General features: G+C 59.5%; 6 protein-coding genes. All 6 read left to right on the forward strand.

Translation table 11 applies throughout. The annotated features are described in order from the left end of the window. Positions 1 to 5: 5 nt before the first annotated feature. The 6 genes from KYK14_RS07940 to KYK14_RS07965 all read left to right on the forward strand — a co-directional run bounded on the left by KYK14_RS07940 (position 6) and on the right by KYK14_RS07965 (position 12,843). Positions 6 to 1,976: a KUP/HAK/KT family potassium transporter gene (locus tag KYK14_RS07940; protein ID WP_219158317.1), complete on the forward strand. Its 1,971-nt coding sequence runs from the start codon at positions 6 to 8 to the stop codon at positions 1,974 to 1,976. Between the two features lie 10 nt (positions 1,977 to 1,986). Further along, positions 1,987 to 3,156, forward strand: coding sequence for a universal stress protein (locus KYK14_RS07945; RefSeq protein WP_219158319.1), 1,170 nt, complete (start codon positions 1,987 to 1,989; stop codon positions 3,154 to 3,156). 58 nt (positions 3,157 to 3,214) lie between these two features. Then, positions 3,215 to 4,999: a HAMP domain-containing sensor histidine kinase gene (locus KYK14_RS07950; RefSeq protein WP_219158321.1), complete on the forward strand. Its 1,785-nt coding sequence runs from the start codon at positions 3,215 to 3,217 to the stop codon at positions 4,997 to 4,999. 109 nt (positions 5,000 to 5,108) lie between these two features. Continuing rightward, on the forward strand, positions 5,109 to 6,392 hold the full coding sequence (locus KYK14_RS07955) for a PQQ-binding-like beta-propeller repeat protein (RefSeq protein ID WP_219158323.1): 1,284 nt from the start codon (positions 5,109 to 5,111) through the stop codon (positions 6,390 to 6,392). A gap of 346 nt (positions 6,393 to 6,738) precedes the next feature. Next, a complete protein-coding gene (gene gltB, locus KYK14_RS07960; RefSeq protein ID WP_219158325.1) occupies positions 6,739 to 11,268 on the forward strand; it encodes a glutamate synthase large subunit in 4,530 nt (1,509 codons plus the stop codon). A gap of 105 nt (positions 11,269 to 11,373) precedes the next feature. Further along, positions 11,374 to 12,843 (forward strand): glutamate synthase subunit beta, encoded by a 1,470-nt coding sequence (locus KYK14_RS07965; protein ID WP_219158327.1) that lies wholly within the window; start codon positions 11,374 to 11,376, stop codon positions 12,841 to 12,843. The last annotated feature ends 105 nt before the right edge of the window (positions 12,844 to 12,948 follow it).

Consider the following 12,948-nt stretch of genomic DNA (forward strand, 5'->3'; position numbering starts at 1 on the left):
TTCTCATGAGCACTGCTGTTTCCCCTATCGTCTCCCCCTCTGCTACTACTTCCGTGCACGAGCGCGTGACGGCGGCGGGCTTGCTGGTGGCACTGGGCATCGTGTACGGCGACATCGGCACTTCGCCGCTCTATACCGTTCGGGGTGTCTTTGTGCACCAGCCCGTGACGGAGGCTGTGGTACTGGGCACAATCTCCTGCGTCATCTGGACGCTCACGCTGCTGACCACGGTGAAGTATGTGCTCATTGCGCTACGGGCCGATAACCACGGCGAGGGCGGCATTCTGGCGCTGTACGCCCGGCTGCGGCAGTTGCCTGTGCGGCGGCTCTACCTGCCGGCCATTGTGGGGGCGGCGGCCCTGCTGGCCGACGGCATCATTACGCCGCCTATTTCCGTGGCATCGGCCATAGAAGGACTGCGCATCCTGAAACCCGACCTGAACACGGTGCCTATTGTGGTAGCCATTCTGGTGGCCTTGTTTGCGTTTCAACAATTTGGCACCCAAATAATTGGCAAGCTCTTCGGGCCGGTGATGGCGCTGTTTTTCTCGATGCTGGCTGTGCTAGGCGTGGTGCATCTGGTGCAGGAGCCCAGCATCTTGCGCGCTTTCAGTCCGCACTACGCCCTGGCCATGATTACGCAAGTGCCCGGCGCGTTCTGGCTGCTGGGCTCCATTTTCCTGTGCAGCACCGGGGCCGAGGCGCTGTACGCTGACATGGGCCATGTGGGCAGGCGCAACATCTACGGATCTTGGACTTTCGTCAAAACGTGCCTGATTCTCAACTACCTGGGGCAGGGCGCGTGGCTGCTGCGGCACTTGGGGCCGCCGTTGGGCGTGCAAAACCTGTTCTTTCTGCTGCTGCCGCAGTGGGCCCTGCTACCCGCCATTGGGCTGTGCACGTTGGCTACCATTATTGCATCACAAGCCCTAATTTCGGGGTCGTTTACGCTGGTGATAGAGGCGTTGCGGCTGCACTTTTGGCCCAAGGTACGGGTGCAGTACCCTACCGAGCTGCGCGGCCAGGCCTACGTGCCCAGCCTGAACTGGCTGCTCTGCGCCGGCTGTGTGGGCGTGGTACTCTACTTCCGCGAGTCGGGCCGGATGGAGGCCGCGTTTGGGCTGGCCGTTACCGTCACCATGCTCATGACCACCGTGTTGCTGGCCTATTACCTGCGCCTGCGCCGCACCGCAGTTGGCTGGATTGTGGCGCTGATTGGCACCTATTTCGTTATTGAGGGCTCGTTTTTAATAGCCAACCTGGCCAAATTCACCCACGGCGGGTGGTTGAGTGTGCTATTGGCCGCCGTATTGCTGCTGGTGATGCTGAGTTGGATAGCCGGCCAACGGATTCGCAACGAGCTGACCGAGTTTACGGGTCTGGCGGAGTGGGTACCCCTGCTCCGCCAGCTCAGCAACGACCATTCGGTGCCCAAATACGCTACCCATTTGGTATACCTCACTAAATCGGAAAACCCTGATTTGGTAGAGAACGGGGTGATTCACAGCATCTTCAAGAAGCGCCCTAAGCGGGCCGATGTGTACTACCTGGTGCACGTGACGACGACCGACGAGCCGTATACGCGTCGCTACCACGTTACGCACGTGCTGCCCAACGAGCTGGTTCGCATCGACTTTTACCTGGGCTTCCGCGTTGATCATGCCCTGAACTACATGTTCCGCCAGGTGGTAACCGAGCTGGTGCAGCGGCGCGAGGTCGATATCACGTCGCGCTTCGAGTCGCTACGGGGGCAGGATGTAACCGGCGATTTTCAGTTTATCATCCTCAACAAAACCCTACCCTACCAGTACCTGCTGCGCGGTTGGCAGCGCATGGCCCTGCGCCTGCACGGGTGGCTGAAGCGGCTGGGCGCATCCGAAACCGAAAGCTTCGGCCTCGACAATAGCACTTTTACCGTGGAAAACGTGCCGCTGCACATGCCGCCGCGCCCCGAGCTACACCTCACCCGCGACTAATCTTTCTCCGATGACCAGCACCGAGCAAGCCCTGCGCGATACGTCTGCCGAGCGGTTTCTGCACCTTGTGCAGGCAAAGCGCCGCGGTACCCTGAAGGTGTACCTGGGCCTGGCCGCTGGGGTAGGCAAAACCTACCGCATGCTGCAAGAAGCCCACGACCTGCACCAGCACGGCGTGGATGTGCTGCTGGGCTACATCGAAACGCACCAGCGCGCCGGCACCGTGGCCCAGCTGCGCGACGTGCCCCTGCTGCCGCGCAAGCAGCTGTTCTACAAGGGCAAGGCACTGGAAGAAATGGACCTGGAGGCCATTGTGCAGCGCCGCCCGCAGGTAGTGGTGGTGGATGAGCTGGCCCACACCAACGTGCCCGGCTCGCGCCACGAAAAGCGCTGGCAGGACGTGGAATACCTGGTGCAGCAGGGCATTTCGGTGATTACGGCCGTGAACGTGCAACACCTGGAAAGTCTGCACGACCAAGTGCTGCGCATCACCGGCACCGACGTGACCGAGCGCATTCCTGACCGCCTTTTGCGGCAGGCCGACGAGGTAGTGAACGTGGACCTGACCGTGGGTGAGCTGCGCACCCGCCTAGAGGAAGGCCGCATCTACCACGCCGCCAAAATACCCACGGCCCTCAACGGCTTTTTTCAGGCCGAAAACCTGTTGCAGCTCCGGCGCTTGGCCGTGCGCGAGGTAGCGCAGCTACTGGGCCAGCAGGTGGCTTCCGATGCCGGCGGCGCGCCCGCCGTGGCCGCCCCCCGCCGCACCGACGACCGGCTGCTGGCCTGCATCAACTCCAACGAGCGCGCCGCCCGCGAAATCATTCGCAAAACCTCGCGCCTGGCCGATCAGTTGGGCGCGGCCGTGTGGTACGTGCTCTACGTGCAAACCGCCCGCGAAACCGCCGACCGCATTGGGCTGGCTACCCAGCGGCACTTGCTGAAAAACCTACAGCTGGCCACCGAGTTGGGCGCCCAGATTTTGCGGGTGAAGGACAACGACGTGGTGGAAGCCATCCGGCGGGTGGCGCAGGAAAAAAATGCTACCCTACTGATCTGCGGCATCACCGGCGAAAAAGGCTTTTGGGACCAGCTCAGTCGGCGCAGCGTGACGCACGACTTACTCCGCGCCGTGGCCCTCACCACCCCTACCCTCGACGTGTATCTGGTAACGTATTAAACACAGCGTTGAGCGTCGTGCACCGCAAGACCGAACCGACTTCCCGAACAGCATCATCATGAATCTTAAAACGAAAATCAACCTGGGCTTTTTGGCGATGCTGCTGCTGGTGCTCAGCATCGGGGGCTACGCGTGGTACTCACTGCGCCAGCTCGACCGTAGCTCCCGCGATGCCCTCACGGCCAACGTATACTCTCTGGAGCTGGGCCACCGCATGCTCCGCAGCCTCGACCAGCTGGCTGGGCAGCCCATCCAAGACACCACCGGTACTGCCCAGCTGATGAAGCTGGTGCAGCAGGAAGCCCACAACATCACCGAGCCCGGCGAGCAGCAGCTAGCCGATGCGCTGGTACGTGGCACGCAACAGTTAGTGCTAGCCCAACAGGCTGCGCAAAATGGTCAATTGCAATCAGTTGCCGCATCTCCCTTGGTGGAGCTACGGGCGCTTACCTACCACGTCATTTCCCTGAACACGGAGGCGCTTACCCGCAAAACGGAAGCCGCCAACCAGCGCACCGACCAGGCCAATCGGAATCTTCTGGTGTTTATTACCCTGGCTACCCTGCTGGCCCTGGCGCTGGCGGGCAGCGTGCCCGAAATAGCCGTGCAGCCTCTGCGCAAGCTCACGGCCGCGCTGGGCCACGCCACCGAGCGCAACTTTTCGGCCACCATTCCGCAGGAAAGTCGCGACGAGTTTGGGCAGGTAGCGCGGGCCTTCAACCAGATGCTGGCCCAACTGCGCGAGTACCGCACCTCCACCACCGCCGAGCTGATTACGGAGCGCAACCGCGCCGCCAGCATCGTGGACACCCTAGACGAGGGCTTGCTGCTGCTCGATGAAAATCGGCGCATTCTGCTGGCCAACCCCGTGATGTGCGAGTTGCTGGCCCTACCCGCCACCCGGCTCGTGGGCCAATCGGCAACCCAGGTGCGCCTCGAAAACGATTTGCTGCACACGCTCCTCCTACCTCTGGATGCGCCCAACCAGGCTGCGGCCGTGGCGGCAGCTCCTCTGCTGCACATTGCCCAGCGCGGCGAGGAAGCGTTTTATCAGCTGGCCGCGCAAGACCTCGTTTCTTATAATGAGGCCACCGACAAAACCGAGTTGGTAGGCCAAATGTTGACCCTGCGCAACGTATCGGATTTCAAAAAGCTGGATCAGGTGAAGTCTGATTTCTTAGCTACGGTGTCGCACGAGTTGAAAACGCCCCTATCGAGCATCAACCTGAACGCCCGCCTGCTTCAGGATGAGCGCCTACCCGCCGACGAGCGCCAGCGCGTGACCACCCACATCCGCCAGGAAACCCAGCGGCTGCAACGCATGGTGGCCGAGCTGCTGGCCGTGTCGCGCCTAGATGCCGGGGCCGGTATTCAGCTTGATATGCGCCCTACCAGCCTGGCCGAAATCGTAGCTTATGCCACCGACACCGTGCGTCCCCAGCTCACTGACAAAAAGCTCCGGCTAGAGTTGGAACTGCCGCCTACCCTCCCCCCCGTGCGTGCCGACGTGGAAAAGACCACTTGGGTACTCATCAACCTGCTTGCTAACGCTATTCGCTACTCGCCCAGCGGAGAGGTGCTGACCGTAACTGCCGCCGCTGCCGGTGGCTTTGTGCAGGTGCGGGTAGTAGACCATGGCCCCGGCATTGCCGCCGAGCACCACGAGCGCATCTTCCAACGCTTTGCCCAAATTCCGGACAAGGCGGGCTACCGGGGCGGCTCGGGGCTGGGGCTGAGCATCGCCCGCGAGTTTATTACCACCCAAGGCGGCCGGCTGTGGGTAGAGAGCGAATTGGGCAGCGGCAGCCGATTCTGTTTTACGTTGCCGGTGGTGACTGGGTAGCCCGCGCACGCGCAAGCGGCACGTAGAAATAGCATAGACTTATTTTATTTGTTTACCCTGTTTTCAATAACTTTGTTTTATAATTATTTTCATTTCACCTCTTTTACCAATGCCCAGATTATTACCGTTTTTCTTGCTTTTATTAACGCTTTTTGCTTGTCAAAAAGAAGATGATGCGGATGAGCCAAAAAGCTACTCCGACAAAATTGTATTGCAGGATTTAGTGTTGGCCGGCGACTCTATTAAACTGACTTGGTCCAAATTGGAAGATGCTACCCTAAAGGAGTACCGAGTAGTGCGACGTGAGGAAACAAATGGACCAGAAAGTATTTTAAATCGTTTTTATCCTCCTTCCGGCTCCTCACTGGCGACCAAATTTACGGATGACGCCGTGCCGTATGTACCTACCCTCGAATACCAGGTAGTGGGCGTATTGACTTCCGGACAGATGGTTAACAGCAACATCGTTACGCACAAGCGCCCGGAGATTAAAATTATCAACGCCGTTCCATTTGATGTTCAGTTTGACAGTCAGCGAAGAGTATTGTATTTCTTCGAGAATGACGGCAAAATATCACAATATGATCTTGCCAAAAGTCAAGTAACCAAATCCATTAAAACCGATGCCACTATCGGGTACTGCGATTTTGCTACCTACAACGGCACGCCGGAGCTGTATGTGCCGCGCAACGATGGCTGGATTTTTATCTATAATGCAGAGACGCTAGACAAGATTGATCAGTTTAACGTCGGCTCGCCGGCTACGTGCGTGGTAGCCAATCATGACCTGCTATTTGTAGCGGCCAACAACTCGTCTTGGCCGTATCGTCCTGTCCAAGTATACAGCCGGGCCTCCAAAACCCTGGTATCGCAGAGCACCTATTATACCAGCGGTAACCCGCGCCTCAAGCGTATTCCCAACACGGACACTGAGTTGCTGAGCATAGGCAGCAGCAACCAGCAGTACTACAGTTTTTCTCCAAAAGGCGATTTACTCAACCAGTCTCAAGGCTATTACAGCAATTATCCACTGGATGCCAACATCCTCGAGCTGTTTCCCTCGAGCCGAAAGTACTTGTCGTCTTCGTCGGGCGTTATCTATTCTATTTCCCAGGGCTACGAGGCAAGCCTACCGAAGGGGAATCTGGCCTACACCAGTTTCCTTATTGATGCCGCCGAGCGATATATCTACGCAGGCACTAGCACCAAAAGCGTGGAGGTGTACACCAACAATAACTACGTGCAAACACGCTCCATCAAAACGAAAGCCTACCCGTACCGCTTGTTCCAGGATGGTAGCAACGGCCTACTATGCATCAGCAGCACCACACCAAGTGCGAGTATTTACTATTATAATACGCCGAGTAAATTTGTAATAGAGCAGCTGCGGTAGCCCTAGCTCCAAGGCCTTACGCACTCCACGCCACGCACCCTGAGGAATACGCAGGGTTGCGTGGCGTTTTTTTTAAGTTACTGCTGTTACGCAGCGTCGTCGTTCCGGGAGCGCGCGCGAGCAGTTGACGGGCGCAACTGGAGGATGAGCAGCAGTATCTTCATCATGCTAAGAGCACTTATAACTGAAGCATCATTTTATCGAAAAAACCCATTTTTATTGAAAATAATATAAATAATACCACTAAAACAAGCTACCCGTATGGCAAATCGAACATTTTGTTATAACTTAAATTTTTAGCTAGGCTGCACTACTTCTGGTTGCGGTATCAGGCTATTCTTTCGCGATGAAACTTACCGGTGACAACCAGCAGGGACTGTACCGTCCGGAATTCGAACACGACTCCTGCGGCACGGGCTTTATAACGGCCATTGACGGACAAAAATCCCATCAAACCATCTCCGATGCCCTCACCATGCTCGAGAACATGGAGCACCGCGGCGCCTGTGGCTGCGACTCCGACTCGGGCGACGGCGCGGGCATTTTGTTCCAGCTTCCGCACGAGTTTTTGCTCGACGAGTGCATCGATCAGGCCGTGCGCCTACCCGAGCCGGGCCAGTATGGGGTAGGCATGCTGTTCCTACCCAAGCGAATTGGCACGTATGCCGCTTGTAAGACTATTATTACGGAAGTGGCGGCCCAGCTGGGCGTACCGGTGCTGGGCTCTCGCAAAGTACCCGTCAACCCGGCCGGTATCGGCGAAACGGCGCTGTCGGCAGAGCCGCACGTGGAGCAGGTGTTCTTTGGCCGCCCCGCCGGCTTAGCCACCGACGACGATTTTGAGCGCAAGCTCTACGTGCTGCGCCGCGCCATCAACAAGCGCGTGAACGAGACGGTGGATTTGGGCAACGAGACGTTCTACTTCACTTCGCTCTCTTGCCGCGTCATCGTATATAAGGGACAGCTCACCACCTACCAGGTGCGCTCCTACTACCCCGACCTGTCGGATGCGCGGGTGGTATCGGCTTTTGGCATGGTGCACTCGCGCTTCTCTACCAACACCTTCCCTAGCTGGAAGCTGGCTCAGCCCTTCCGGATGCTGGCCCACAACGGCGAGATTAACACCCTCACCGGCAACCTGAACTGGTTTTACGCCGGCTTGCGCTCCATTTCCTCAGCTTATTTCACGCCGGAGGAAATGGAATTGCTGTTGCCCGTCATCGACAACAACCAGTCGGACTCGGCTTGCCTGGATAACATCATTGAGATTCTGCTGCACTCGGGTCGCTCCCTACCCCAGGTGATGACCATGCTGGTGCCCGAGGCCTGGGATGGCAACGAGCAGATGGACGCGCTGAAAAAAGCGTACTACGAGTTCAACGCTACCCTGATGGCGCCCTGGGACGGCCCCGCCGCCCTCACCTTCACCGACGGCCACATCATCGGCTCGATGCTGGACCGCAACGGTCTGCGACCTCTGCGCTACACCATCACCAACGACAACCGCATTATTGTGGCCTCCGAGGCTGGCGTACTGGATATTCCGGCGCACACGGTGGTGCGCAAGGGCCGCTTGCAGCCGGGCAAGATGCTGCTGGTGGATATTGAAGCCGGCCGCATCATCACCGACGAGGAAATCAAGCACCACATTGCCAGCCGGCAACCCTACGGGCAATGGCTGGAAAACTATAAAATCCGGCTGGAGGAGCTGCCCGAGCCGCGCTTGGCTTTCACTGGCCTCAATGCGGAGGCCGTGTTCAAGTACCACCAAGTGTTTGGGTACAGCCGGGAGGATATCGACACGCTCATTAAACCGATGGCCTTGGAAGCCAAGGAGCCCATTGGCTCGATGGGAACCGATGTACCGCTGGCGGTGCTGTCGGACCGGCCGCAACACCTGAGCAGCTACTTCAAGCAGTTCTTCGCGCAGGTAACCAACCCGCCCATCGACCCCATTCGGGAGCGGTTGGTGATGAGCCTGGCGACCTTCATGGGTAACAACGGCAACATCCTGGACGAGGACAAGATGCACTGCCACTGCGTGGCCCTGCAACAGCCGGTGCTCACCAACACCGAGCTGGAAAAGCTGCGCAGCATCGATACGGGCATGTTCAATGCCAAGACCCTGCAAACCTACTTCCGCGCTGATGGCAAGCCCGGCTCCTTGGAGGCTGGTTTGGCCCGCTTGTGCCGCTATGCCGAGGACGCGGTAGAAGATGGTTTTGAAGTGCTGATTCTGTCTGACCGCGCCCTGGACTCGGAGCACGCCGCCATTCCGTCGCTGCTGGCCGTGTCGGCCGTGCACCACCACCTGATTCGGAAGGGCTACCGCGGGGCCGTGGGCTTGGTAGTGGAAGCCGGTGACGTGTGGGAAGTGCACCACTTTGCCTGTTTGCTGGCTTTCGGCGCCACGGCCATCAACCCCTACTTGGCGCTGGCTACCATCAAGACCATGCAGGCTGCGGGGCAGTTTGAGACGAAGCTCGACTCGCCGGCATTGGTGAAAAACTACATCAAGGCGGTGTGCGATGGGTTGCTCAAGATCTTCTCTAAGATGGGCATCTCTACCCTGCAATCGTACCATGGCGCGCAGGTGTTCGAGATTCTGGGCCTCAACCAAGAGGTAGTAGACCGCTACTTCACGGGCGCCGTGACGCGCATCGGTGGCCTGGGCCTCGATGAAATTGCCCGCGAAACCCTGTATAAGCACCACCATGGCTTCCACGACAACTCGCCCGAGCAGGTACGCCTGCTACCCGAGGGCGGCCTCTACCAGTGGAAGCGCCGGGGCGAGGCGCACTTGTTCAACCCCCAAACGGTGCACCTGCTGCAATACGCCACCCGCACCGACGACTACAAGACGTACCAGAAGTACGCCCGCCAGATCAACGAGCAGACCGAAAAGGCCTTCACCATTCGGGGTCTGCTGCACTTTGCCAAGCACCGCAGCGCCGTGCCGCTGAGCGAGGTAGAGCCGGCCGAGAGCATTATGCACCGCTTTGCTACCGGCGCCATGTCGTTTGGCTCGATTTCGCACGAGGCGCACAGCACCCTGGCCATTGCCATGAACCGTATTGGCGGCAAAAGTAACACCGGCGAGGGTGGCGAGGACCCCATGCGCTACGAAAAGATGGCCAACGGCGACTCCATGCGCTCGGCCATCAAGCAGATTGCCTCGGCCCGCTTCGGCGTGACGGCGCACTACCTCACCAACGCCGACGAGTTGCAAATCAAGATGGCGCAGGGTGCCAAGCCCGGCGAGGGCGGCCAGCTGCCCGGCCATAAGGTAGACGAGTGGATTGCCAAGACGCGCCACTCCACGCCGGGGGTAGGGCTGATTTCGCCCCCGCCCCACCACGACATCTATTCTATTGAGGACTTAGCCCAGTTGATCTTCGACCTGAAGAACGCCAACCGCGCCGCCCGCATCAACGTGAAGCTGGTGAGCAAGGCAGGGGTAGGCACCATTGCCGCCGGGGTGGCCAAGGCCCACGCCGACGCCATCCTGATTGCCGGCTACGACGGCGGCACGGGCGCCTCGCCCATCAGCTCCATCAAGCACGCCGGCCTACCTTGGGAGCTGGGTCTGGCCGAAGCCCACCAGACCCTGGTGCGCAACCGCCTGCGCAGCCGCGTGGTGCTGCAAGCCGATGGCCAGGTGAAAACCGGTCGCGACCTAGCTGTGGCAGCCCTATTGGGCGCCGAGGAATGGGGCGTGGCCACGGCCGCGCTCATTGCCGGTGGCTGCGTGATGATGCGCAAATGCCACCTCAACACCTGCCCCGTGGGTATTGCCACCCAAGACCCCGAGCTGCGCAAGCTGTTCACCGGTCAGGCCGACCATATCGTGAACCTGTTCCGGTTTATGACCGAGGAGCTGCGCGAGATTATGGCCGAGCTGGGCTTCCGCACGGTGAACGAGATGATTGGCAAGGTGCAATACCTGAAAGTGCGCGACGACATCGACCACTGGAAAGCCCGCACCATCGACCTATCGGGCATGTTGCAGTTGGTGCTGAACCCCGGCGGCGGCACTCTCTACAACAGCGAAACCCAAGACCACGGCCTCGATACCATTCTGGACTGGCAGTTGCTGGAGCACGCCCAACCAGCCCTAGAAGAGCGCGAGCCGGTGTTTGCGACCTTCCCGGTCAAGAACACCGACCGCACCCTGGGCACGCTGCTTTCCAACGAAATCACCAAGCGCTACCACGCCGCCGGCCTCCCCGACAACACCATTAACTACAAGTTCACGGGCTCGGCCGGGCAGAGCTTCGGGGCATTCTGCGTGAAGGGCCTGGCGTTTGAGCTGGAAGGCGAAGCCAACGACTACGTAGGCAAGGGCCTGAGCGGCGCGCAGCTCACCATCTACCCCGCCAAAAACAGCGGTTTCGTGCCGGAGCAGAACATCCTGATCGGCAACGTGGCGTTGTACGGCGCTACCAGCGGCGAGCTGTTTGTGCGCGGGCAGGCCGGCGAGCGGTTTGCGGTGCGCAACTCCGGCGCCACCGCCGTGGTGGAAGGGGTAGGCGACCACGGCTGTGAGTACATGACCGGTGGCCGCGCCCTTATTTTGGGCAAAACTGGCCGCAACTTCGCGGCCGGCATGAGCGGCGGCATCGCCTGGGTGTACGATGAGGACGGCACCTTCCGCGAGAACTGCAACATGGAAATGGTGGAGTTGGAAGGCCTCGACACCGAGGATGAGGACCACATCCAGACGCTGCTGCGCAAGCACCAGCACCTCACCGGCAGCCAGCTGGCGACCTACCTGCTGAGCAACTGGCAGGAAGCCGCCGGCAAGTTCCGCAAGGTGTTCCCTGTGGAGTATAAGAAGGTGCTGAAAATGGCCAAATACGAGCCGGTGCGGAAGTAGTCTCTGACGCGAGGCACAGGCTTCGCGCCAGACCTGACTCACCGCGCACTTACTGTTTAGTCTAGCGAAATGCGAAGCGCAGGCTTCGTGCTACATCATATTCTCATGTCCCACATCACCGGTTTCAAAGAGTTTCCCCGCGTCCTACCTCCCAAAGTGGCTCCTACGGAGCGCGTGCGCCACTACCAGGAGTTTATTGGCATGTATTCGGAGGCGGAGCTAAACCACCAAGCGGCGCGCTGCATGGACTGCGGCATTCCGTTCTGCCACTCGGGCTGCCCACTGGGCAACATCATCCCCGAGTTCAACGATGCCGTATACCAGCAAGATTGGCAGGAGGCCTACCGTATTCTGGCTTCCACCAACAACTTTCCTGAGTTTACAGGCCGCATCTGCCCCGCGCCCTGTGAGTCGGCGTGCGTACTAAGCATTCATAGCCAGCCGGTTGCTATTGAGGAAATCGAAAAGCACATCATCGAAATTGCCTTCGAGAAAGGCTTTGTGCAGCCTACGGCTCCGTTGCTAAAAACCGGCCGGACGGTGGCCGTGGTAGGCTCGGGGCCGGCGGGGCTGGCCGCGGCGGCACAGCTAGTTAAGGCCGGCCACAGCGTGACCGTATTCGAGCGCGACGACCGGCCGGGCGGCCTGCTGCGCTACGGCATTCCCGATTTCAAGCTGGAAAAATGGGTGATTGACCGCCGCATTGAGCTGCTGGAAAAAGACGGCGTGGTATTCCGGTGCAACGTGGAGGTAGGCAAAGACATTTCGGCCGATGAGCTGACCAATAGTTTCGATGCTGTGGTGCTGGCCGGGGGCGCTACCATCCCGCGCGACCTCACCATTCCGGGCCGCGACTTGCACGGTATCCACTTCGCCATGGACTACCTCAACCAGCAAAACAAGCGCGTAAGCCAGCCCGACTGGGCGCACGACCCCATTCTGGCCACCGATCAGGACGTAGTGGTCATCGGCGGTGGCGACACGGGCTCCGACTGCGTGGGCACGGCCAACCGCCAGGGTGCCCACTCGGTGCGGCAGTTTGCCATGATGATGGAGCCGCCCACCGAGCGCACTAAGCACATGCCCTGGCCTACCTACCCCTTGCTAATGAGCACTACCAGCTCGCACGAAGAAGGCTGCGAGCGGCACTGGGGCGTGAATACCAAGGCGTTTTTGGGTGATATGCAGGGCAACCTACGGGCCTTGCTGGTGACGGACATCACCTGGGAAACCGACGAGCGGGGCAAGCGCATCAAGTTCGAGGAAATTGCTGGCTCGGAGCGCGAAATTCCGGCTCAGTTGGCTTTCCTGGCTATCGGCTACCTGCACCCGCGGCATGATGGCCTGCTCACCGACTTGAAGGTAGAGCTGGATGAGCGTGGCCACGTGCAGGCCACTGAGCGCGACTACCGCACCAACGTAGACAAGGTGTTTGTGGCTGGCGATGCGCGCCGGGGCCAGTCGTTGGTGGTATGGGCTATTTCGGAAGGCAGGGAGGCCGCCCGGCAAGTCGATTTATTCCTGACCGGCAAAACCGCCCTACCCAGCAAGGACGCGGTGGGCATGTTTGCCTGATACGTTTCCCGCCGAGGTTCGCGGAGGCAAAACGTAGAGGTTCGCAGTGTTCTAACGATAGTCGTCGTTGAACTCTGGGAACCTCTACGTTTTGCCTCCGCGAAC

Source organism: Hymenobacter profundi (assembly GCF_019334315.1).
Lineage (GTDB): Bacteria > Bacteroidota > Bacteroidia > Cytophagales > Hymenobacteraceae > Hymenobacter > Hymenobacter profundi.